Consider the following 22,429-nt stretch of genomic DNA (forward strand, 5'->3'; position numbering starts at 1 on the left):
TTCAATCATCCTGCACTTCATGCTGCGCGCCAGAGGCAGACTGGACCCGAACGCCGATGTGGCGCTCCCAAAGGTCCGGCCTGCGTAACCGTGTATCGATCTCGGACTGTGACTTGCGCCAAGCCGCGATCTTCGCATGATCCCCCGATCGCAGCACTTCAGGGATCGTGCGCCCTTCCCATTCCTGGGGTCGGGTATAGTGCGGGTATTCGAGGAGGCCGTTCTCGAACGACTCCTCATGCCCGCTAGAAGCCGCGCCCATTACGCCGGGAAGCAGCCGAATGCAAGCGTCCAGCAGCATCAGCGCGGCACATTCGCCGCCGGACAAAACAATATCGCCGACCGAGACTTCCTCGACGTCGCGGCCTTCGAAAATGCGCTCGTCGAAGCCCTCGAAACGGCCACACAGGACGATCACGCCCGGCCCCTCGGCAAGCTCCCGCACCCGCTCCTGCGTCAGCGGCTTGCCGCGCGGCGTCATGGCGATCACCGGGCAGCCGGGATGCTCTTCCCGCGCATGGTCGATCGCCTTGGCGAGCACATCCACCCGCAACACCATCCCCGCCCCGCCGCCTGCCGGCGTGTCGTCAACGGTCTTGTGCCTGTCGATGGCAAAGTCCCGGATCTGCACCGCATCCATCGCCCACGTCCCCTCACGCAACGCGCGTCCGGCAAGGCTGACGCCGAGCGGACCGGGGAACATCTCGGGGTAGAGAGTCAGGACGGTGGCGGCGAAGGTCATTTGAATCTACTGAATTTGGAGGTCAGGAAGAATGCCCCGTAGATCGAGACTGGGCCCAACAGAAGCGCCAACAGCGGATAGACAATGACATCGGTAGATGCGCACTCTTCTACGCCGGGCACGATCATGGAGACTACGACAGCTAGCGCGATGGTCAATCCAATGGGAGTAGGACAGCCCAGCCCGAAGCCGGATAAGGACATCGCCTCAATCGGTGGACCGAGCCAAACGAGGGACGGCAAGACCTTCGCTCCCGCCCCTAAAACAGCGCCAATGAACGCCGTACATGCGGCAACGAGTAACTCGTCGGCTCCAGATACATCACAGAGGGAGCTGAGATCGAACATCAAACCGTCCAGTTCTCAACCACCAACCCCGGCACATCCCGGAAGTCCGCCTCGTTGTCCGTCACCACGATCAACCCGTGTGACAGTGCATGCGCCGCGACCAGCCGGTCATAGCTCGCGCGCTTGAACGGGAGTGTGGCATAAGCCTGCGCCGCCTTGAAATCGAAGTCCAGTATGGGCACTTCCTCGACAAGCGCGCGAAGCTGTTCAGTCGCAGGCGGCTTCTCGTTTGCAGAACCGTAGGCGACTTCGGCATAGCAAACGGCGGACGTCACCATCTCACCCGCCTCGCATTGCGATGCACGTGCATAGACGCCCGAATCCTGGTTCATGACCAGTGCGATGATGATGTTGCTGTCGAGCAGGTACTTCACTGCTCGTCCTTTGAAGAGTCACGACTGCGCAGCGGGCGGTCTTCGAAAATACGATCCTCGCGCCGGATCGGCTTCAGGCTCGTAGCCGACCCCGCCACCTTGTCGATATTGAACATCCGCTTGGGCTGCTCGACAGGCTCGTAGGACAGGAACTGCCCATCCTCGACCAAAAGGTCCATCTCCATTCCGGCGGAAAGCTTGGTGCCAGCCGGGATGCGGACGGCAAGAGAGTTACCCGACCTGAACACCTTGGTGCGGTGACGCTGCTTCTCGATGGCTTTCAGCCAAGGGGCAGAACCGAACACCCGCATGTTGAATTTCTTGCGTTCTTCGCGGACCTTGTCGTCTTGTGCCATCACGGCCTCCGTATATACGCGACGTATATACTACTCGACCCAGCCCGCCTCAATCACAATCCGCTCGTCGGTCCATTCCGGAACCGCTTGCGGTTTCATCGGCACCATGAACTTCTTGCCATCGGCCTTGCGAATCTCGATCACGTCGCCCGCGCCGAAGTTCTCGACCGCGATGCATTCGCCAAGCGCCTCGCCATCGGTCGAGACTGCCGGCAGGCCGATCAGGTCGGCGTGATAGTACTCGCCCTCGGGCAGGGGCGGCATTTCCGAGCGGCGCACGGTCAGCGCCGTGCCGCGCAGCTTCTCCGCCGCTGTGCGATCGGGCACTTCGGCAAAGCGGGCGATCGCGCCGCCCTTGCCGTCGTCCTTCAGCTTTACGACGGTCAGCCCAGAACCATCGCCAGAATCGTTGAAGGCGCGGTAGCGCTTGAGCGCCGCCACGCCTTCACCGAACAGCTTCAAGCGGACCTCGCCCGTCACCCCATGTGCGCCAGTGATGGCGGCGAGCGTGACGGGCCGGTCGCGCAAGATCAGGCTTCCGTCTGCTCTTCAGCAGCAGCTTCGGCAGCCGGAGCTTCCTCGGCCGGAGCAGCCGAGGCGGCAGCAGCGGCTTCAGCAGCTTCACGAGCCTTCTCGGCCTTTTCCTCGGCGCGCTCCTTGGCCTTCTTGCCGGGTTCGCCAGCCTGCGGGTTGTTGGTGGGCTTGCGCTCCTTGATGCCAGCCTTGTCGAGCATGCGGGCAACGCGATCGGTCGGCTGCGCGCCAACGCCGATCCAGTAACGCACGCGGTCTTCGACCAGGCGCACGCGGTTCTCGTCGTCCTTGGCGAGCAGCGGGTTGTAGGTGCCGACCTGCTCGAGGTACTTGCCGTCACGCGGGGCGCGGCTGTTGGAAACGACGATCTTGTAATACGGGCGCTTCTTCGAACCACCGCGCGAAAGACGCATAGAAACGGACATTTGAACTACCTTTCAATCAAACTGTGTGAACTGCGAAACTCGAAATCACTTCTTCTTGAGCAGGTCGCCGAGATTGCCCGGCAAGCCGCCCGAACCCAGACCGGGCAGGCCGCCCCCACCCAGACCGCCGAGACCGCCGCCCAAGCCCCCGGGCCCCATCTGCTGGTCCAGCCCCGGCATCGCGGCGCCAAGGCCACCCTTGCCGAAAAGCGCGCCCAGCCCCTTGAGGCCGCCCATCTTCTTGATCTGCTTCATGGCCTTGGCCATTTCCTGGTGCATCTTCAGAAGCTTGTTGACGTCCTGCACCTGCGTGCCGGAACCCTTGGCGACGCGGATCTTGCGCTTGGCGTTGAGCAGTTCGGGCTTCTCGCGTTCCTTGGGCGTCATCGAACCGATGATCGCGTCCATCCGCAGCAGCACCTTGTCGTCCATGCCGGACTGCGCCATCGCCGCCTTGGCCTTCTTCATGCCCGGCATCATGCCCGCCAGCACACCAAGACCGCCCATGTTCTGCATCTGGCGCAACTGGGTGCGCAGGTCGTTCATGTCGAACTGACCCTTGGCCATGCGCTGGGCGAGCTTCTCGGCGTCTTCCGCCTGTATCGTCGCCGCCGCCTTCTCGACGATGGACACGATGTCGCCCATGCCGAGGATACGGCCAGCGACGCGCTCCGGATGGAACGGCTCGATCGCGTCCAGCTTTTCGCCGGTTGCGGCAAACTTGATCGGCTTGCCGGTAACGGCCCGCATCGACAGCGCCGCACCGCCACGCGCATCACCGTCCATGCGGGTGAGGATCACGCCGGTAAGATCGACTTCGCCCGAGAACGACTGTGCAACGTTGACCGCATCCTGGCCCGTCAGCGAGTCGACGACGAGCAGCGTTTCCTTCGGGGCCGAGACAGTGGCAACCGCCTTCATCTCGTCCATCAGCGCCTGATCGACGTGGAGTCGGCCTGCGGTGTCGAGCAGAAGGACGTCGACCGCCTGCAGCTTGGCCGCGTTCACGGCGCGGGTGGCGATGTCGACCGGCTGCTGCCCGGTGATGATCGGCAGCGTGGCAACGCCCGCCTGTTCGCCCAGAACGCGAAGCTGTTCCTGCGCCGCCGGACGATTGACGTCCAGCGAGGCCATCAGGACCTTCTTGCCCTGCTTTTCCTTCAGCAACTTGCCGATCTTGGCCGTGCTGGTGGTCTTGCCCGACCCCTGCAGGCCGACCATCATGATCACAACGGGCGGCGCGGCGTTCAGGTCAAGCTCGGCCGTGCCGCCACCAAGCATCTCGACCAGCGCATCGTTGACGATCTTGACGACCTGCTGGCCGGGCGTGACCGACTTCAGGACCGACTGGCCAACGGCTTGCTCCGAAACGGAGTCAATAAATCGGCGAACGACGGGAAGGGCAACGTCGGCCTCAAGCAACGCGATCCGCACTTCGCGCATCGCCGCAAGGACATCTTCCTCACGCAGCGCGCCGCGGCCACGCAGGCGATCGAATACGCCTCCAAGCCGGTCTGAAAGACTGTCGAACACGCGCGATTCCCATCATCATGCCCTTGATCGGGAACCACTTTCGCGTAACGCGAAAAACGCCGGTGGGCGAAACCTCGCCGACCAGCGTGTGGCATCCTGAACAGGGGCCGTTGTCGAATCCGCAAGACGCAATGGCGCTCGCAGGCCTGCCCCTTAGCCTCGCTTTGCCCGCAAGGCAAGCAGCTTGGGCCGATTGGCCACCCGGCCTGCTGTCCGCCCGCAACGCCTGCCCTGCGTAAGAAACAGTCCTTAACCAAAATTTCAGGACGTTCCCTTAGCCATGGCCCTGACGGAATCGGGCCGCAGGACATGCGGCAGAGATGAAAGCGGGGGCATGGCGACAGCGCCTATCAAGTTCAACGAGCCGGATGCCACAAGCATCGCGCTCAAGGACCGGCGAGATCACGACATCGTGGGTCTCGGCGTCATCATTGCAGCCGTGCTGCTCTTCGTGGCGAACGGCTCATCCGTGCTGCGCGATTTCCTGCATTCACTCGCGACGGGCGCAAGGCCGCAAGAACCGATGCTCGGCACCGCGCTTGTGCTCAATATCGCCCTCCTCCTGTTCGGTTGGCGGCGCTATGTCGATCTCACCCGCGAAGTCGGCCAGCGCCGAGTTGCCGAGGAAGTGGCCCACAGACTGGCCCATACCGACCCCCTCACCGGCTGCCTCAACCGCCGGAGTATCGGCCCTGCCCTGCAGGACATGATCCACACCGCCCGGGCCACCGGTCATGAGGTGGTGGCGATGATGATGGATCTCGACAACTTCAAGAAGTCGAACGATGCGCACGGCCACCAGGCTGGCGATGCCGTGCTGCTGCAGACCGCCGAACGGATTCGCGCGCTGTTGCCCGAGAAATCGATCATGGCGCGCCTTGGCGGCGACGAATTCGCCTTTGCCACCATTTACGATCCGGATCATGTCGAAGCCATCGACCGCCTGATGATCCGCCTGAACGCTTCGATCGCGCGCCCGGTGGAAATCGACGGACTCGCACTTGAAGTGACAGCCTCCATTGGCCTTGCCAACACGGGACCGGCCGACCCGAACGACGCCGGCACCCTGGCGGAACTGCTGATCCACCGCGCCGACCTGGCCATGTACCAGGCAAAGAAGGGCGGACGGAACCGCTACTACTGGTTCGAACAGAACATGGAGAGCGAACTGCGCTTCCGCAGCGAACTCGAACGCGGCATCCGCGAAGGTATTCCTCGCGGCGAATTCGTGCCCTATTACGAAAAGCAAGTCGATCTCGACACCGGCGAGCTGACCGGCTTCGAAATGCTTGCCCGCTGGAAGAGCCCCAGGCATGGCCTGCTCTCGCCCGAACTTTTCATTCCGATCGCAGAAGAAATCGGCCTGATCTCGGAGCTGTCGGAAAGCCTGATCCGTCAGGCGCTGCGCGATGCGCGCGAATGGGATCCTCGCCTCACTCTCTCGGTCAACATCTCGCCGCTGCAGCTGCGCGATCCGTGGTTTGCCCAGAAGCTGCTCAAACTGCTGGTCGAAGCCAACTTCCCGCCGCACCGGCTCGACATCGAGATTACCGAGACATGCCTGCATGAAAACGTCGGCGTCGTGCGCACCCTGATCACCAGCCTGAAGAATCAAGGCATCCGCATCAGCCTCGACGATTTCGGCACCGGTTATTCGTCATTGGCGCAGCTGCGCACCCTGCCCTTCGACCGGATCAAGATCGACCGCTTCTTCGTCTCGACGCTCGGCAAGAGCAAGGACAGCGGTACCATCATCGAAGCGATCTCGTCGCTCGGGAAGGGCATGGACCTGCCGATCACTGCCGAAGGCATCGAAAGCCCGGAAGTGCTCGACGAACTGCGCAAATACGGCTCCTTCAAGGGCCAGGGCTATCTCTACGGTCAGCCTGAAGACGCAGACGCCGTACGGGCCCTGCTGGCCAGCTACAACCTGTTGCCCAGCGCCCCCGCGATCTCGGTCAACGAACTGCCCGAAATGCCGCGAGCGGCCACGGCCTGATTTTCGGCGAAATGATTGCCACGAGGCGCGGCAATCCCTAAGTCGCGCGCCATGCGCATTCCCTTCCGCAAGATGCATGGCCTCGGCAACGATTTCGTGGTGATCGACGCACGCGAGACGCCGGTGGCAATGACCACCCGCCGCGCCGCCGCGCTGGCCGACCGCCGCACCGGCGTTGGCTGCGACCAGCTCATCGTGCTCGAACCATCGCAGGTCGCCGACGTGCGCATGCGCATCTTCAACAACGACGGCGGCGAGGTCGAGGCTTGCGGCAATGCCAGCCGGGCTGTTGGACTTCTGCTCGGGGGCACGAACTCGATCGAGACCCTGGGTGGCCTGATCCGCTCCGAGGCGGGCGAGGATGGCGTGACCGTGGACATGGGCCTGCCCCGGTTTGGCTGGCAGGAGATACCCCTGAGTTATGCCATGGATACCTTGGAGTTGCCGCTTGGCTGGGAAGAGTTGGAAAATCCCGTCGGCGTCAATGTCGGCAACCCCCATGCGGTATTCTTCGTGCCTGATGCCGATGCGGTAGAGCTCGAAAGACTGGGCCCCATCATTGAAAACGATGCGGTTTTTCCCGAGCGCGTGAACGTCAATGTTGCCAGCGTGGTCGGCTCCGATCACCTCAGACTGCGCGTGTGGGAGCGCGGTGCAGGCCTGACCCGCGCCTGCGGCACCGGCGCCTGCGCGACCGCCGTGGCAGCCATGCGTCGCAAGCTGACCGGCCGCAAGGTCCGCGTCGACCTGCCCGGCGGCCCCCTCACCATCGCCTGGCCGGAAGGCGGCTCGATCGAAATGACCGGTCCTGCCGCGCTGAGCTTCGAAGGCTCCTTCGAGGACGCTGATTTCCCCACATGAGCGGACAGGTCGTCTCTCTCGGCTGCCGCCTCAACATTGCCGAAAGCGAGGCGATCAGCGGGTTTCTCGCTGATGGACCGCCGACCGTGGTCGTCAACTCCTGCGCCGTGACTGCCGAAGCCGTGCGCCAGTCACGCCGCGCAGTGCGCAGGCTGCGGCGAGAAAATCCCGATGCCCGGCTCGTGGTGACCGGCTGCGCCGCCACGATCGAGCAGGACGCCTTCGCCGGAATGGCCGAGGTCGATGCGGTGGTGCCGAATGCCGACAAGCTGAAGCCCGCCACATGGCGTCCCCGCGAAGGCGGGGACCTCGGTGTTGCGACGGAACCTTCCGTAAACCGGCTGCGGCCCCTGCCTTCGCGGGGAAGCGGCACGTCTCACACACGCGCCTTTGTGCCGGTGCAGAACGGATGCGATCACGCCTGCACCTTCTGCATCATCCCGCAAGGCCGGGGGACCAGCGTTTCGCTCGCGACAGCAGCAGTCATCGAAGCGATCGCGCGGCTCGAGGGCGTCAACGAGGTGGTTCTGACGGGTGTCGATGTCACTTCATGGGGCGCGGACCTGCCCGGTAGCCCGCGGCTTGGTGATCTTGTCGCGGCGATCCTGCACGCTTTTCCCGCCCTGCCCCGTTTGCGGCTGTCCTCTCTCGACGGCGTGGAGATCGATCCGCTATTGTTCGAACTGATCACGCAGGAGGCGCGCGTGATGCCGCACGTCCACCTGTCCTTGCAGTCCGGCAACGACATGGTGCTCAAGCGGATGAAGCGGCGGCACTCGCGCCATGACGCGATCGATCTGGTGCAGCGCTTGAAGGCGCGACGCCCAGGCATAGCAATCGGCGCCGACCTGATCGCAGGTTTTCCGACCGAGACGCCCGAAATGCACGCCGACAATGTCTCGATCGTGCGCGACTGCTCGGTCGTCCACGGCCACGTCTTCCCCTACTCCCCTCGTCCCGGCACGCCGGCAGCGCGCATGCCGCAAGTCGATCCCGTGCTCGTCAGGGAACGCGCGGCCGAAGTCCGGGCCGAAGTGGCCAGGCAACGCCGGGATTGGCTGCAGTCGCTCCTCGGCACGCCTGCGCAAGTCCTTGCCGAGCGCGACGGAACCGGCCATGCGGGACACTTTGCGACCTACCGCGTTCCGGAAGGCACTCCCGTCGGGAGCCTCGTCACGGTAACGCCGACCAGGATTTTTGAAGGAATACTCGAATGAGTGCCGAAACCGCCAGCCCCAGCTGGTCCGACCGCATCCTCGGCGGATTCCGCAAGACGTCCGAGCGGCTTGCCGAAAATCTCGGCGGGATCGTCGGCAGCAGCCGCCTGAGCGACGAGCAACTCGATGATATCGAGGACGCGCTGATCCTGTCCGACCTCGGCCCCCGTGCCGCCGACCGCATCCGCGAACGCCTGAAAAGCGCCCGGTTCGAGAACGGCGTGGACGAACGGGGACTGAAGGAAGCAGTGGCCGAAGAGATCGCCGCGATCCTCCGCCCGGTTGCCAAGCCGCTGGAAATCGTGGCGTTTCCTCGTCCGCAGGTGATCCTGGTGATCGGCGTCAACGGATCGGGCAAGACAACCACCATCGCCAAGCTCGCCCACCTGTTCCAGGAGCAGGACTACGGCGTGATGCTGGCAGCGGGCGACACCTTCCGCGCGGCGGCGATAGGCCAGCTCAAGGTATGGGCCGATCGCCTCGGCGTGCCCATCGTCACCGGCCCCGAGGGCGGCGACCCGGCTGCCATCGTGTTCGATGCGGTAAAGACCGCCACCGACACCGGCATCGACACCCTGATCGTCGATACCGCCGGCCGCCTCCAGAACAAGCGCGAGCTGATGGACGAACTGGCAAAGGTGCGCCGCGTGCTCGGCCGCCTCAATCCGGAAGCCCCGCATGACGTGGTGCTGGTGCTGGATGCCACCAACGGACAGAATGCGCTGCAGCAGATCGAGATCTTCAAGGAAGTGGCAGGGGTGACCGGCCTGATCATGACCAAGCTTGACGGCACCGCGCGCGGCGGCGTGCTGGTGGCGGCGGCGGAGCAGTACGGCTTGCCGATCCACGCGATCGGCGTGGGCGAAAAGATCGACGATCTGCGCCCGTTCGATCCCGACCTTGTCGCCAAGGTCATCGCAGGAGTGTTCCGGTGAGCGAGGCCCAAAAGAAGCCCAAATCGTCCTGGCTGAACCTGCTGGTCGATTACGGTCCGCTGCTCGTGTTCTTCCTCGCCTATCGCTACTTCAAGCGCGACAGTGGTGATGCCGGGCTGGCCGAGGTGGTGGCCGTTACCAAAGGCACTGCAGCCTTCATGGTCGCAACCGTCGTGGCTTTGATCGTCTCGAAGCTGCGGCTCGGCAAGATTTCGCCGATGCTGTGGCTGTCGACCGTGCTGATCCTCGGGTTCGGGACGCTGACTGTCCTGCTGGGCGATCCCTTCTGGATCCAGGTCAAGCCAACGGCGATATATCTGCTCTTTGCTGGCGTGCTGTTCGCTGGCCTTGCCAAGGGCAAGGCCATGCTGCGCTACCTGCTCGAAGCCGCATTCGATGGTCTGAACGAGGAAGGCTGGCTGAAGCTGTCGCGGAACTGGGCGTTCTTTTTCCTGTTCCTGGCCGGGCTGAATGAAGTCCTGCGGTACTTCTTCAATACGGCCAACGGCAACTTCGAAATCTGGCTGCAGGCAAAGCTTTGGGGTGTGACCTCACTGTCGTTCCTGTTCACGTTCGCCCAGATACCCATGCTGATGAAGCACGGGTTGGCAATGGACGAACAGACCGAGGTGGAACAGAACCCTCCGCACGACTGAGGCGCGCCTGTCCTTCCCGAAGAGGCTGGCAGCCCAACCCTAATTTTGTGTGACATTTGCGGCACGCTGCCTAATATGCGCGGCAACCGTGGGGGCATGGTCGTGCTCCTGCCATATGACGGTTGCACATAGGGGGAAATCACATGGCCAAATTCTTTGGCAATCTTCATCTCGTACTCGTAGTCGGTCTCGTCGCTGCCATTGCGGTGATGGTGGGCTACGGCGCATCCGCTCCGGTCGACGCCAACTCGGTGTTCCGCTGGCTCCACGCCTTCTTCGGCATCCTGTGGATCGGCCTGCTCTACTACCTGAACTTCGTGCAGGTGCCGACCATGCCGAAGATCCCGACCGAACAGAAGGGCGCGATCACGGGTCACATCGCACCCAAGGTGTTCTTCTTCTTCCGCTATGCCGCGCTGCTTACGGTCATCACCGGCCTCGTCATCGCGTTCGTGAACGGATACGGCCATCAGGCGATGACCTTCTCGGGCGAAGGCAACGTCAACATGATCGGCCTTGGCATGTGGCTGGCGCTGATCATGGCGTTCAACGTATGGTTCATCATCTGGCCCGCCCAGAAGAAGATTCTCGGCATCGTCGAGGCATCGGCTGAGGAAAAGGCTGCCGCCGCACCGCGCGCGCTGGCCGCAAGCCGCACCAATCTGCTGCTGTCGCTGCCGATGCTGTACTGCATGGTGAGCGCAAACCTTGGCTGATGGCTCTAGCCTTTGATGCGCTGGAACTGGGGGCGCGGCATTCTCGGATGCCGCGCCCTTTTTCTGCGACGGGATACTAATGCGTGTTCATGCGTTGCCCCCTCAACCCGCACTGCGGGTACGACACCAAGGGGAGTAATTCACCACATGCGCAAGTTCACGATCCTCGCTGCCGCCGCGGCGACCGCCCTGACGCTTTCCGCTTGCTCGGAAAAGACGCAGGAAGCTGCCGAGACGACGGCGGAATCGGCCGGTAATGACGTTGCCAACGCTGCCGACAACGCGGCGGCCGCTACTGACGAGCTGGGTGACAAGGCCGCTGCTGCCGTCGACAACGCGGCCGCAAAGACCGACGAAATGGCCGACAAGGCAGCTGCGGCTACCAAGCAGGAAGCCGCCGAAGCCGAAGCCAGCCTTCACAACGAATCCGTGGCGGAAGCCAAGAAGGACTGATCTGAATTCCCGGGGCGGCAATGCCGCTCCGGGGTTCAACGGTTTTGCAAATCAGCCGGTGAAAAGACCGGAAAGCTTTTCAATGAGATGAGCCGACACGTACGGCTTGCTCAGAATTGGCCGCTCGTTGAACGGCGCATCGACCGAACCATAACCCGTGGCGATGATGAACGGAACGTCTCGCGCAGCCAGCGCTTCTGCCAGTGACGAACCGGATTCCCCGGCAAGGTTCCAATCAAGTACCGCAGCGTCAATGCCGCCTGCGGCGATCACCTCCAGCCCCTCGCTCACCCTGCCGACCGGACCCACAGGCATGGCGCCATGATCCTCCAGGGTATCGCAAAGCATTGCCGCGACAATGAACTCGTCTTCAACGACCAGTATGCGTTTCCCGTCAATCATCTTGCGTCCCAGGAAATGGCCGGAAATGCGGCACTGCGATACGGCATCGTAACCCGGCCCTGTCATAGTCCAGATCGACGCGACCACCAAGCTGGCGAGGTATCGCTTCGGCCAACAGGCGCGAGCCGAAACCCTTGCGTTCCGGCATATTCACCTCAGGGCCACCGCTTTCGACCCAATCTATTACAACCATTTCGGAGTCATCGAGCGCCAACGCACCGTCACTCGGCCGGTAAGGCCCGACAGCGCGCCGTATTTCATGGCGTTGGTAGCCAGTTCATGCAGGACCATGACCAGCGAAACAGTGGCATTCGCAGGCATGATCACTTCCGGCCCCGACACATCGATCCGCATGTCATCGGCTCTGCATATCAACAGCCCATGGTTCACGATATCGGCCAGCCGCGCTCCGGCCCAGTTTGTCCGGCTCAGGGCGTCGTGGGCACCGGATAGCGCGGCAAGCCTGTCGCTGAATGTGCTGATGCGACCATCGGCTGCGCCTTCGCCACGAAACGTCTGATGAGCCATCGCCTGAACCACCATGAGCGTGTTCTTCACGCGATGATTCAGCTCGTCGACGAGCAGCTTGAGTTGCTCTTCCAGTTGCTTGCGCTCGGTAATGTCGATGCCGGTCGATTGGGCAACCGACCATGCGCCCGCATCATCGAATTCGAGGGCGTGATTGCGCCACAGCATCCACCGGGTCCCGCCCGCAGCTTCGAAACGGTTCTCTATGGTCAGTTCAGGCTGCGCAGGGGTCAGGTTGAGCAACATGGCGCGGACATGCGCCTGATCTTCACCCGTGACGAAATCCCACAGGTTCCGCCCCGTCAGTTCGTGCGGCTCGCGCCCCAAGGTTGCTGCGTAGGCGCGATTGACGAACAGGATCGTGCCGTCCGCCCGAAAACGGCAGACGGTTTCAAGCTGAGCATCGAGAATCTCGCGCAGAAGCGCGCTATCGGCCATGTGGGCGTCCCTGTTGCCACGTTGGGCAAGAAGTAACGGAATTCTCCCGAATTCCAATATCCGCTACTGAAAACCGGACGAACCGAAGCGGACCGTTCAAATCTTCAACTGACTGCCCAGTTCGACAACGCGGTTGGTGGGAAGCCGGAAGAACTCCATGGCGCTTGCCGCATTACGCAACATCCAGGCAAACAACTTCTCGCGCCACAAAGCCATGCCGGGCTTTTCCGAGGGGATGAGCGTCTGGCGCGAGAGGAAGAAGCTGGTCTTCATCATGTTGAACGGCTCGCCACACATGCTCACGCCCTTCAATGCGCCGGGCACGTCCGTCTCTTCGAGGAAGCCAAATCGAAGGTTCAGCCGGTAAAAGCCGTTGCCGAAGTCCTTGACCGAATAGCGATCGCCCTCGTCAACGTAGGGCACATCCTCGATCGAGACCGTGAGGATCACGACGCGCTCGTGCAGGACCTTGTTGTGCTTGATGTTGTGTAGCAAGGCCGAAGGGACGCCAGCGGCAGTCGACGCCATGAAGATCGCCGTGCCGGACACGCGCGCCGCGCTCGAATGGGCAGACTTTGTGAACACCTCAAGCGGGATCGTGCCTTCGGCCATGTTCTCCCGCATCAGGGCACGGCCACGCGACCATGTCGTCAACAGGGTGAAGATGGCAATGCCCATCACCAGCGGAACCCAGCCACCGTCGGGGATCTTGGTCATGTTCGCGCCAAGGTATGCCCCGTCGATCGCGAAGAACAAGGCCAGCATGACGACGGCCGCAGGAGCCTTCCAATGCCACAGCTTGAACAGCACAACGGCAAGAAGGAAGTTGTCGATCAGCATCGCGCCGGTGACCGCGATGCCATAGGCGGCCGTGAGGTTCGATGAGCGCTGGAACACCAGCACCAGCAGGATCACCGCAATCATCAGCGCCCAGTTGATCACGGGGATGTAGATCTGGCCGGCCGCAGTGGAGGTGTGCTTGATCGTCATGCGCGGGATGAAACCAAGCTGGATCGCCTGCTGCGTCACCGAAAATGCGCCGGAGATCACTGCTTGCGAGGCGATCACGGCAGCGCAGGAGGCAATGAACAGCAGCGGCCACTGGAACCACTCCGGCGCAAGATAATAGAACGGGCTTTCGAGCGCCGCGGGATTGCGGATCAGCAGCGATGCCTGGCCGAGATAGTTGAGCACCAGCGCCGGAAGGACGAAGACCAGCCACGACATCCGGATCGGGCTGCGGCCAAAGTGGCCCATGTCTGCGTAAAGCGCCTCGGCACCGGTCACTGCGAGTACGGCGGCGCCCATGGCCAGGAAGCCTCGCCATGGGTCGGAGATGAACATGGTGACCGCGTGGTGGGGGCTGAGCGCGGTGATGACCTGAGGGTATTCAGCGATGCTGAAGCTCCCGAGCACCGCAATCGTGCCGAAATAGACCAGCATGATCGGCCCGAAGAACGCAGCAACCTTCTCGGTCCCGCGGCTCTGGATAAAGAACAGGCCAATCAGGATACCGACGACCAGCGGCACGATCAGCGGATGCATGTCAGGTCGGTAAACCGCGACGCCTTCGATTGCGCCCATTACCGAAACCGCCGGGGTGATCATGGAGTCGCCATAGAACAGCGCGGTGGCGAACACCCCCAGAAGGATGATCCCCTTGCCCCAGCGCTTTCCGTCAGTGTGCTGGTTGATCAGCGCAAGCAGTGCAAGGCTGCCGCCTTCGCCCTTGTTGTCGGCGCGCATGATGATCGAGACGTACTTGAACGTTACGATGATCATCATCGACCAGAACATCAGGCTGATGATGCCGTAGATGTGCAGCAGGTCGAGCGGGAGCTTGTGATGGCCGGCAAACGTATCGCGCAGCGCGTAAAGCGGGCTGGTACCGATATCGCCGAACACGACCCCGATGGCGCCGACGGCAAGCTTCAGCAGGGGGCCGTGCGAATGGCCGGGATGACCGTGCCCTGCGGAATGCGCAGGTGCGCTTCCACGGGCTGGTTCGGCATTGCTGACAGCATTACTCATGGCAACAGTGCCCCCGGCCTCATAGCCTTGATCGCGACCGCCGAAAGGGCGGCGCGGCGCGGCGCTTTAGCACTGCCCCAATGCCCCCGCAATGGGCTGGAACACGGGCGCGCGGGAGCCTAACGAACGGCATACGGGGCCGTTCCTAATCAGAAAATTCTGATTTTTATTCAGCAGCTTGATCAGATTCGCCAGCCTCTCCTGAGGGCACCGCAACCGGCGCTCCGGCAGTCGACGCGCCCGAGGTTGCGCCAAGCATCGAGTCGATGCGCTGGATTCGCTCCGAGAGATCGGCGCGATAGGGAGCGTCTGCAGGAGAGCGCCGGAGCAGTTCGGCCCACATCGCGCGAGCATCGGCAAGCCTGCCCGACTGAGCGAGTGCCAGCCCCATGAAGAACGGTGGGCCGGGATGATCCGGCGCAATCGCCGCGGCCTTCTGGAACGCGAACTGCGCTGCGGGAGTGATTATGCCATCGCTGTGACCGACCAGCGCATTGCCGAGCGATACCCACAAGTCGGCGTCCTGGGGGAACTGTTGCGTCCCCTTGCGCAAAACCTCCGCGGCCGCGCCGTATTGCCCCTGCCGGGCAAGTCCGTCTGCCAGGATCATCCAGCTCTGCCCCTGGGCAAACTGGTCACCCATCTGCTGGCGCTGCTTGACCAGAGCCTCGTCTGCGGCGCGCTTGTTCTCGATCGGCGCCTTGGGCGCGCCGGGCGCGCCCGGGTGGCCTTGCAGCGCATAGCCTGCGATCCCCACGAGCAACGCCGCGCCTGACAGTTCCCAGCCGGCACGCGGCATCTTCAACACGAAAGCCAACAGCACGAAGACGATCGCGGCAATCAGCAGGATCAGGACCCAGGTCATTGGCCGTCCTCCGGCTTGATGCTCCTGCGGAAGCGCCCCCGCAGCAGAACGGCAGCGAGGAGCAGAATGACGAGCGGTGCCGCAAACAGCGGCCACATGATCGGTTTGTTCTGCGGCGCGTAGCTGACGTAATCGCCATAGCGTTCAACCAGCCAGGCGCGAATGGCCTCGGGATCCTCGCCCGCCTTGATGCGGGTGCGGACCTGATGCCGCATGTCACCGGCCATCGGCGCATCGGAATCCGAAATGGCCTGGCTCTGGCACTTGAGGCAGCGCAGCGTTTCCATCAGCCGTTGTGCTTTGGCCTCCAGCGTCGGGTCTTCAAGCTGCTTGTAGGCATAAGGCGCAGGTGGCAGCTGATCCTGAGCGAACAGGGGCTGAGACGCCAGCAACGCCACGATCATGAGGAACAGGCGCTTCACGATTGCGCCTCCTTCAGCTTTTCAAGGATCAGCGGCACATCCTCGGGGCGAATCTCGCCAATGTGCTGGTACCGGATCACCCCTTTGGCATCGATGACGAACGTCTCCGGCACGCCGGATGAGCCAATGGCGAGCTGCACTTCGGAGAGGTCGTCCTTGCCGATGCGGGCAAAGGGATTGCCGTTTCTGGCAAGAAAATCCTCAAGGTCCTGCTTGCGATCACGCAAGGCAACACCGTCAATTTCGATGCCCTGCTGGCGCAGCGCTTCCAACTGTGGGGCTTCCACGGCGCAAGGAATGCACCAGCTCGCAAAGACGTTGAGCAGCCTTGGCTTGCCCTTCATCTCTGCAGTGTTCAGCCCAGGCCTGTCATCGGTTGCTGCCGGGAGATCGAAACTCGGCAGAGGCTTGCCGATGAAGGTGCTTGCGACTTCGCGGTCAGCCGGGCGAACAAGGCCCCAGATCACGAGGGCGAAGAACGCGCCGAACAGGATCAGTGGCAGCCAGATGGCGAGTCTGGAGCGCTTTGGCGCGGGCTCGGTCACTTGAGCTGCTCCTGCTGCGACTTGCGCCAGGCAATCTTCCCTTCAGCGCGCAGGCGACGGACGTCGTGCGCCACGCGACCAATCAAGGCGAGCAGGCCGCCAAAGGCCACGAGCAGGCCACCCAGCCATAGCAGTGGCACGAAGGGCTTCCACCAGAAGCGCATCTGCCAGCGGCCGTCCTCACCCTCGTTGCCCAAGACTGCGTAGAGCTGGCCGTTCCACCGCGTGTGCAGCGCGGATTCGGTGCGCTCGCCCGGCGGCGAGGTGAAAGTGCGCGCCTGCGGGTGCAGCGTTACCGGCGTACCGCCATTGTACGATGCGCTGACGGTGGCCTCCAGCGCGGTCCAGTTCGGACCCGCCACCGGCTCGACGCTTTGCAGCTTGAGCGAGATCGGCCCAACGGTCTGCGTATCGCCCACGTTCATGGCGGCGAGGCGCTCGGTCGAGAATGCACTTTCCGCCGCCGCGCCAAGCAGCGCCACGGCAATGCCGAAGTGCCCGAAAACCATGCCATAGACCGCCAGCGGCGTGCGGCGCAGATTGCGGCCACGCAGCGGGAACCAGCTCGCCACTGCGAGCCCTGCGCCCACGGCGATGCCCAGCATCGGCAGCACACGAATGCCCGGCGCCATGACCGCAACGGCCAGCAGCACCAATGCCGCCAGCAATGCGGGCACCGCGACGGTGGCGGTTATCCGCCCCGGCTTGTCCTTGCGCCAGCGCAGCAATGGTCCGACCGCCATGACCATCATCATCGGGATCGCGAAAATGGCCGAGACCGGATTGAAATACGGCGGACCGACCGAGACCTTGGCTCCGAACGCCTCGGTCAGCAGGGGGTAAAGCGTGCCCAGAAGCACGATGCCGAGAATGCCGCACAGCATCACGTTGTTGAACACCAGGCTGGATTCGCGGCTGAACACGCTGAACCGCTCACCTTCGGTGACGGTCGAGGCGCGAACGCCGAACAGAGCCAATGCACCGCCGATGTAAATCGCCAGCAGCGCAAGGATGAACGAGCCGCGCTCAGGATCGACTGCGAAGGCGTGAACCGAGGTCAGAATGCCAGAGCGGACAAGGAACGTGCCCACCATCGACATCGAGAAAGCAATCACGCCGAGCATCACGGTCCAGGCCCGCAAGGCATTGCGGCTCGCCAGCACCGAAGCCGAATGCAGCAGCGCCGTCGCCGCCAACCAGGGCATCAGCGAAGCGTTCTCGACCGGGTCCCAGAACCACCAGCCGCCCCAGCCGAGCGTGTAGTATGCCCAGTAGGAACCGGCAGTGATGCCGATGGTAAGGAAAATCCACGCACCAAGTACCCAGGGACGCATCGCCCGGGCAAACGCGGGACCAACATCGCGCGTGATCAGCGCGCCAATGGCGAAGCTGAAGGCGACCGAAAGACCGACATAGCCGACGTATAGCGTCGGCGGGTGGAACGCGAGGCCGATATCCTGGAGAAGCGGGTTGAGCCCTGCCCCTTCCGGTGCCGGTTCCGGCAGTCGTTCGAACGGGTTCGACGACAGGAGCAGGAAGGCATAGAAGCCAAGGCTGACGAAGGCTTGCCCCGCCAGCGTGGCCAGCAGCGTTTCCTCGCGCAGGCGCTTCTCGACCAGGGCAACGATGCCGCCCGAAACCGCCATGATCGTCACCCACAGCAGCATCGAGCCTTCGTGGTTGCCCCAGGTCCCAGCCAGCTTGAAGATGAATGGCTTCATCGAATGGCTGTTCTCGGCGACGAGCTTCACCGAAAGATCGGTCTCGAGAAACAGGTCGATCAGGCAGAGGAAGGACACCGCAACCAGTGCCCCCTGCATCACTGCAAGCGGCCGAACCACGCCGGCCAGCACCTTGCCGCCCGGCCGAAGCGCCGAGAACCCGGCAAACAGCTGCAACACGGCAAGAGCTGCCGCCATCCACAATACGGCAAGACCGAGTTCTGCGATCATTTGGTTTCGGCCACCACTTGCTTGGCCTGTGCGGCGGTCATGTCGCCCATCTGGCGGGGAACGTACTTCTCGTCATGCTTGGCGAGAAGATTGTCAGCGACGAAGGTGTCGCCCTCCATCCGGCCCTCGGCGACGACGCCCGATCCCTCGACGAAGAGGTCCGGAGTGATGCCGGTATAACGGACCGGCACGCGGGCCTTGCCATCGCCGACGATGAAATCGATCGTTACGCCATCCGCCTGCGTCTTGAGCGAGCCCTGCTCGACCATGCCGCCGAGGCGGATGGCGCGGCCCTGCTCCGGCTTGTCCTTCACCAGGTCGCTCGGCACGTAGAAGTAGCTGGCTTGGTTGGACAAGGCATAGGCCGCAAGGAGCCCCGCCCCGATCAGCGCAGCAAGTGCAATGACCAGCAGGACGAGCCGCTGATGCTTCGGCTTGATGCCGCCGGTTGGCCCGCCGCTGGAAATGCTGCTCACTTGCCTCTCACCTTGTCACGACGGCGTTCCGCCCGGATCATCGCCACCAGCGTCCAGCCGACCAGCACCAGCGTGCCGATCACGCCGATTGCCAGGGCTGCTGCCACGTAATCCCACTGCTGAAGACCTTCGCGCATCGTACGTTTACGCCATCGCTTTCCGGCGCAGCCGCGCCTCGGCCTGGATATCGGCCAGAAGAGTGCGCATCCGCGCAAGGACCACGCCGCCGAACACGAGGCTGAAGCCGAGTGCGGCAATCAGCAGGGGCCACAGAAAGGTTCCATCAATTGCAGACTTGCCGGCCGTGATCGATGGAGGTTGATGCAGACTGTTCCACCACACCACTGAACGATTGATGATCGGGATGTTGATGGCACCGACCAGCCCGAAGATAGCCGTGATGCGACTGCCGCCACCTCCGCCTGCCATGTCGCGCTGCGCCGCGCCGGACAGTGCGATATAGCCAAAGTAAAGAAACAGCAGGACGAGGAAACTGGTAAGGCGCCCATCCCAGACCCACCACGTGCCCCACGTAGGCCGCGCCCAGATCGAGCCGGTGGCGAGGCAGATTGCCGTGAACGTCGCGCCGGGAACCGCGGCCGCCCGCCCTGCAATGGCTGCCAACGGGTGCCGCCAGACGAGCTCGACGAGACTGGCGATGGCAATGGTGGACCAGCCAGCCATCCCGAGCCAGGCTGCCGGAACATGAATGAACAGGATGCGGACCGTATCGCCCATGAGCCGATCGGGCGGCACAACGATTGCGCCATAGAGTACCGCCCCCATCGACAGGAGCAGGCCGGACACCAGAAGCAACGGCATCATCCAGCGGGCAAGGCGCAGGAAACGGGCGGGATTGGCAAATCCGTGCATGGGCGCGGGGAATCTGATCCTTCTCCCGGCGACCCCCGCCGCCGGTCCATTATCGCTCTGCCACTTGCCGCGCCACGGGGCAAGCGCAATGGCGCCGAGCCGTACCAAAAGGCGATACGACATGGCGAAAATGCCTTTGATGTCAGGAGAGAATGGGGCGACCGATGGGGTTCGAACCCACGACCTCCGGTACCACAAACCGGCGCTCTAACCAACTGAGCTACGGTCGCCACATTGCTGCGCAGGTTTGCTCTGCGCGGGGTGGCCCCTTTGCAGAAAGGCGGGACAAATGGAAGCGGAAATTTGCGGGTGGCGACGATTCAGCGGCTGAACCTGTCCCCCCAGCTGCGGAAAGCGACGCGCGGCGGGTTCACGCCGACATCGATCAATGCCTGCTCCTCCACGCTGACCGAATCGACCGTCACTGTCTGCATAAGCAGGAACCAGCGGCTGCGCACCTGCAACTGGTTGAGAGGAACGGCAGCGCCCTCCCCTCCCACGCCACGCAAGGCCTCATCGGGACTTTTCCAGCCAAGCGCAGGTCGTGCCGCCAACATGGCGCGGGCGCGCTGCGCGGGAATCGCCTGGGGTGCAATCATCGTCAGCAGGAGGGCCTGATCCGGGCGCAGCGTGTTGACGTTGATCGGCGACAGGTCCGCCCCGGGCAAGGCACAGAGCCATGGGCGCAAACGCTCATAGAATTGCGGCGTCATCCCCCGCACCGCGCGAATCTCGCTGACGTCGCTGATCAACCGGCCGGCCGTGCGGTACGGGACAGCCCGGCCCTGATAGCTGTCGTCCTCGGCACCATTTGGAGCCGGCGCATTGTCACTGTCGATCCAATCGGCAACCGAATCGCTTATGATGGCCGCTTCCGCTTCGGGAATGGCCAGACCCTTCATCAATGCCCGCATCTGGCCCAGCCCGACCAGCCTGAGGCGCAAGGCGCCTTGCACATCGGCTTCGACGAGCGAATTGAGATTGAAGCAGTTCCCCGCATCATCAACGCGCGCCATCACGGTGCCGCGCGGCAAGGGCAGCGGAAAGTCTCGACCGAGCAGACCGCTGCGATCTACCGTTCTTTCCTGGGAGGTTTCGACCAGCGCCTTGATCCGCGCCATCGCCAGCGTCTCGGCGCTTGCCGCATAGAGCCTCGCTTGCGTCATGGCCTGGCCATTGGCGGCAAGGCGCGTGGCCAGATTGAGACGGTCGAGCATCAACGCCGCAATGACTGCCATCATGGCGACCAGCAGCAGGACGGAGAGCAACGCTGCGCCACGCTCGCGAGGGTCATCCTGCCTCACTGATAGTTCACCCCGACAAGGGAGACCACCCGCAACGGCGGCACGCCCTTTTGCGGGATCAGCAGCTCGATCGCCACGGGCAGTTCGGTCGACAGTTGCGGGTCCCAGCGATCGCGCCAATTGCCGTCTTTCGCCCGGAAACGCACCGTGGCCGGCGCGCTGAGGGAGAGAACATCCGCACCGGCTTCTGCGACAGAGCCATCGGGAAAGGGATAGCCTGCGCGAACCAGTGCTCCTGCGGCGATTCGGTACTCGACCTTCTGCAAGCTCGGACGCGGCGCGCCATCGACATTGTCCCAGCCGCTCCGGGTAAAACGGATCATCACGCCATCGGTATCGGCTTCGAAGGCCGGGTGGCTCGTGCCGGATGCGTCACGCGAAGGGCGCGGCACCGCCTGAGCCAGATCCGCTGTCCAAACTGACAGGAACCGTCGCTGGCTGGCGATGCTTTCCGTCTTGTCCCGGCTCGCAAGCTCCGCGTCCACCGAGAACCGCAGCAGTCCCAGTGCGCCGACCGCGATTACCGCGAACAGGGCAAGCGCCACCAGCATCTCCACCAAGGTGAAGCCGTTGGGCGAGGGTTCCTGCCTCATGCTCCCGGCAGCCTGGTGAAATCGAGAGTGAAAGCCTGGCTCTGCGCGCCCGGAGTCGTCTCGCGGACCGACAGAGCAATGCGCAACACGCCGTAATCTTGCTGCATCTCGACGGTGCGGGTCCACTGGAAGCGGCGTCCCGCATTCTCTATGGTGCCCGAAGCCGATCCGACAGGCGGCGGCGCTGGATCGGTCAGTATCTCGGCCGCCATGTTCTGCGCCACGATTTCCCGGAGCAGGCGCTGGTCCAGATCTGCGGTGCGGGAGATACTCGCGCCTTCCATCTGCAGCAGGGCAAGCGCCGCGATCGCAAACACGGCAAGTGCAACGAGCAGTTCGAGCAAGGTGAAGCCATTGCGCTCAGCCGCCATCGACGATCACGCTCCCGTCGCGGCGCAGGTGGATTGAAAGCGCCGCTTCAGCACGCCGCAAGCGGATAAGGGCTTCGCTGCTGGCAAGCCCCAGCGAATCGAACACGATGCGTTGCCGCTGGCCGTCGACAATGGTCTCGGCATTCCACCCCGTAAGTTCAAAGCCCCGGCCCGGCAAGGGCTGCCAACGACCTTCGCGGCGCCCTTCGAAGTAGTATCCCCTCTCGCTCACTACCAGCGACACAGGTCGCGCGCCGATAATGGCCTCGTCCCGCGCCGCGAGCGTTCGCGCTGCAAAGCGCTCGGCCTCGTCGCGAAGTTTGCGCCCATCGCCGGGGATCGTCAGCACTGCAGCGGTCGCCAGCAGCCCCATCACGAGCAGGACCACCATCATCTCGACCAACGAGAAGCCGTTGCGGACAGCGCAGGATGGACTCTGACAGGGCACGGTAGCTCGCATGCGGCAGGAACGTGACGGTTT

General features: G+C 63.2%; 28 protein-coding genes and 1 tRNA gene. 7 read left to right on the forward strand and 22 right to left on the reverse strand.

The genetic code is table 11. The features are described 5' to 3' along the window. Window position 1: 1 nt before the first annotated feature. From trmD to ffh, 7 genes are read right to left on the reverse strand one after another with little or no spacing between them, the layout of a single operon-like run. Window positions 2-742 carry a tRNA (guanosine(37)-N1)-methyltransferase TrmD gene (gene trmD / locus IM701_RS10345; protein ID WP_039334739.1) on the reverse strand — a complete coding sequence of 247 codons (741 nt, stop codon included), beginning with the start codon at window positions 740-742 and terminating at the stop codon, window positions 2-4. Further along, complete coding sequence (locus tag IM701_RS10350) at window positions 739-1,089, reverse strand: hypothetical protein (RefSeq protein ID WP_193826902.1); 351 nt, start codon at window positions 1,087-1,089, stop codon at window positions 739-741. The genes trmD and IM701_RS10350 overlap by 4 nt, the downstream gene beginning before the upstream one ends. Next, entirely contained in the window at window positions 1,089-1,463 is a 375-nt protein-coding gene (locus IM701_RS10355; protein WP_193826903.1) for a type II toxin-antitoxin system VapC family toxin, read from the reverse strand. Before IM701_RS10355 ends, IM701_RS10350 begins: the two co-directional genes overlap by 1 nt. Beyond that, entirely contained in the window at window positions 1,460-1,819 is a 360-nt protein-coding gene (locus IM701_RS10360) for a hypothetical protein (RefSeq protein WP_230487666.1), read from the reverse strand. Before IM701_RS10360 ends, IM701_RS10355 begins: the two co-directional genes overlap by 4 nt. A 30-nt stretch (window positions 1,820-1,849) precedes the next feature. After that, a complete protein-coding gene (gene rimM / locus IM701_RS10365; RefSeq protein WP_039334736.1) occupies window positions 1,850-2,347 on the reverse strand; it encodes a ribosome maturation factor RimM in 498 nt (165 codons plus the stop codon). Between the two features lie 2 nt (window positions 2,348-2,349). Next, window positions 2,350-2,778 carry a 30S ribosomal protein S16 gene (rpsP, locus tag IM701_RS10370; protein WP_039334735.1) on the reverse strand — a complete coding sequence of 143 codons (429 nt, stop codon included), beginning with the start codon at window positions 2,776-2,778 and terminating at the stop codon, window positions 2,350-2,352. Window positions 2,779-2,823: 45 nt separating this feature from the next. Continuing rightward, entirely contained in the window at window positions 2,824-4,311 is a 1,488-nt protein-coding gene (ffh, locus tag IM701_RS10375; protein ID WP_193826904.1) for a signal recognition particle protein, read from the reverse strand. A 334-nt stretch (window positions 4,312-4,645) separates the two neighbouring features. On the opposite strand from ffh, the gene IM701_RS10380 reads away from it, so the two are divergent. The 7 genes from IM701_RS10380 to IM701_RS10410 all read left to right on the forward strand — a co-directional run bounded on the left by IM701_RS10380 (window position 4,646) and on the right by IM701_RS10410 (window position 11,148). Continuing rightward, complete coding sequence (locus IM701_RS10380; protein ID WP_193826905.1) at window positions 4,646-6,310, forward strand: bifunctional diguanylate cyclase/phosphodiesterase; 1,665 nt, start codon at window positions 4,646-4,648, stop codon at window positions 6,308-6,310. Between the two features lie 51 nt (window positions 6,311-6,361). Next, window positions 6,362-7,171, forward strand: a complete 810-nt coding sequence (gene dapF / locus IM701_RS10385) for a diaminopimelate epimerase (RefSeq protein ID WP_193826906.1) — start codon at window positions 6,362-6,364, stop codon at window positions 7,169-7,171. Continuing rightward, a complete protein-coding gene (locus IM701_RS10390) occupies window positions 7,168-8,388 on the forward strand; it encodes a MiaB/RimO family radical SAM methylthiotransferase (protein ID WP_062343425.1) in 1,221 nt (406 codons plus the stop codon). Before dapF ends, IM701_RS10390 begins: the two co-directional genes overlap by 4 nt. Beyond that, a complete protein-coding gene (gene ftsY / locus IM701_RS10395) occupies window positions 8,385-9,323 on the forward strand; it encodes a signal recognition particle-docking protein FtsY (RefSeq protein ID WP_193826907.1) in 939 nt (312 codons plus the stop codon). The genes IM701_RS10390 and ftsY overlap by 4 nt, the downstream gene beginning before the upstream one ends. Further along, window positions 9,320-9,979, forward strand: coding sequence for an inner membrane-spanning protein YciB (locus IM701_RS10400; RefSeq protein WP_193826908.1), 660 nt, complete (start codon window positions 9,320-9,322; stop codon window positions 9,977-9,979). Before ftsY ends, IM701_RS10400 begins: the two co-directional genes overlap by 4 nt. A gap of 143 nt (window positions 9,980-10,122) precedes the next feature. After that, complete coding sequence (locus IM701_RS10405; protein ID WP_193826909.1) at window positions 10,123-10,695, forward strand: urate hydroxylase PuuD; 573 nt, start codon at window positions 10,123-10,125, stop codon at window positions 10,693-10,695. A 147-nt stretch (window positions 10,696-10,842) separates the two neighbouring features. Continuing rightward, window positions 10,843-11,148, forward strand: a complete 306-nt coding sequence (locus IM701_RS10410; protein WP_062343423.1) for a hypothetical protein — start codon at window positions 10,843-10,845, stop codon at window positions 11,146-11,148. Between the two features lie 51 nt (window positions 11,149-11,199). Here the strand turns inward: IM701_RS10410 and IM701_RS10415 are convergent, their stop codons facing one another. The 15 genes from IM701_RS10415 to IM701_RS10485 all read right to left on the reverse strand — a co-directional run bounded on the left by IM701_RS10415 (window position 11,200) and on the right by IM701_RS10485 (window position 22,396). Next, window positions 11,200-11,637: a response regulator gene (locus IM701_RS10415; RefSeq protein ID WP_230487667.1), complete on the reverse strand. Its 438-nt coding sequence runs from the start codon at window positions 11,635-11,637 to the stop codon at window positions 11,200-11,202. Window positions 11,638-11,733: 96 nt separating this feature from the next. Next, entirely contained in the window at window positions 11,734-12,516 is a 783-nt protein-coding gene (locus tag IM701_RS10420) for a sensor histidine kinase (RefSeq protein ID WP_193826910.1), read from the reverse strand. A gap of 96 nt (window positions 12,517-12,612) precedes the next feature. After that, window positions 12,613-14,547, reverse strand: coding sequence for a potassium transporter Kup (locus IM701_RS10425; RefSeq protein WP_193826911.1), 1,935 nt, complete (start codon window positions 14,545-14,547; stop codon window positions 12,613-12,615). Window positions 14,548-14,713: 166 nt separating this feature from the next. Further along, window positions 14,714-15,412: a tetratricopeptide repeat protein gene (locus tag IM701_RS10430; RefSeq protein WP_193826912.1), complete on the reverse strand. Its 699-nt coding sequence runs from the start codon at window positions 15,410-15,412 to the stop codon at window positions 14,714-14,716. After that, window positions 15,409-15,816: a cytochrome c-type biogenesis protein gene (locus IM701_RS10435; RefSeq protein ID WP_062343445.1), complete on the reverse strand. Its 408-nt coding sequence runs from the start codon at window positions 15,814-15,816 to the stop codon at window positions 15,409-15,411. The genes IM701_RS10430 and IM701_RS10435 overlap by 4 nt, the downstream gene beginning before the upstream one ends. Window positions 15,817-15,830: 14 nt before the next feature. Continuing rightward, window positions 15,831-16,379: a DsbE family thiol:disulfide interchange protein gene (locus IM701_RS10440; RefSeq protein ID WP_039337470.1), complete on the reverse strand. Its 549-nt coding sequence runs from the start codon at window positions 16,377-16,379 to the stop codon at window positions 15,831-15,833. Then, entirely contained in the window at window positions 16,376-18,331 is a 1,956-nt protein-coding gene (locus tag IM701_RS10445) for a heme lyase CcmF/NrfE family subunit (RefSeq protein WP_193826913.1), read from the reverse strand. The genes IM701_RS10440 and IM701_RS10445 overlap by 4 nt, the downstream gene beginning before the upstream one ends. Beyond that, window positions 18,328-18,807, reverse strand: a complete 480-nt coding sequence (gene ccmE / locus IM701_RS10450; RefSeq protein ID WP_230487668.1) for a cytochrome c maturation protein CcmE — start codon at window positions 18,805-18,807, stop codon at window positions 18,328-18,330. The genes IM701_RS10445 and ccmE overlap by 4 nt, the downstream gene beginning before the upstream one ends. Continuing rightward, on the reverse strand, window positions 18,804-18,944 hold the full coding sequence (locus IM701_RS10455; RefSeq protein ID WP_169745750.1) for a hypothetical protein: 141 nt from the start codon (window positions 18,942-18,944) through the stop codon (window positions 18,804-18,806). The genes ccmE and IM701_RS10455 overlap by 4 nt, the downstream gene beginning before the upstream one ends. Before the next feature lie 7 nt (window positions 18,945-18,951). After that, entirely contained in the window at window positions 18,952-19,680 is a 729-nt protein-coding gene (gene ccmC / locus IM701_RS10460; protein WP_039337467.1) for a heme ABC transporter permease CcmC, read from the reverse strand. Between the two features lie 153 nt (window positions 19,681-19,833). Next, window positions 19,834-19,910: transfer RNA gene (locus IM701_RS10465), tRNA-His, on the reverse strand. A 90-nt stretch (window positions 19,911-20,000) separates the two neighbouring features. Beyond that, window positions 20,001-20,984 carry a type II secretion system minor pseudopilin GspK gene (gene gspK / locus IM701_RS10470; RefSeq protein ID WP_193826914.1) on the reverse strand — a complete coding sequence of 328 codons (984 nt, stop codon included), beginning with the start codon at window positions 20,982-20,984 and terminating at the stop codon, window positions 20,001-20,003. Beyond that, on the reverse strand, window positions 20,981-21,577 hold the full coding sequence (gene gspJ, locus IM701_RS10475; protein ID WP_039337463.1) for a type II secretion system minor pseudopilin GspJ: 597 nt from the start codon (window positions 21,575-21,577) through the stop codon (window positions 20,981-20,983). The genes gspK and gspJ overlap by 4 nt, the downstream gene beginning before the upstream one ends. Continuing rightward, a complete protein-coding gene (gspI, locus tag IM701_RS10480) occupies window positions 21,574-21,948 on the reverse strand; it encodes a type II secretion system minor pseudopilin GspI (protein WP_193826915.1) in 375 nt (124 codons plus the stop codon). The genes gspJ and gspI overlap by 4 nt, the downstream gene beginning before the upstream one ends. Then, window positions 21,938-22,396: a GspH/FimT family pseudopilin gene (locus IM701_RS10485; protein ID WP_230487669.1), complete on the reverse strand. Its 459-nt coding sequence runs from the start codon at window positions 22,394-22,396 to the stop codon at window positions 21,938-21,940. Before IM701_RS10485 ends, gspI begins: the two co-directional genes overlap by 11 nt. Between the last annotated feature and the right edge of the window lie 33 nt (window positions 22,397-22,429).

Origin of the sequence: Novosphingobium sp. ES2-1 (genome assembly GCF_015169775.1) — a bacterium.
In the GTDB taxonomy this organism is placed as follows: Bacteria; Pseudomonadota; Alphaproteobacteria; order Sphingomonadales; family Sphingomonadaceae; genus Novosphingobium; species Novosphingobium subterraneum.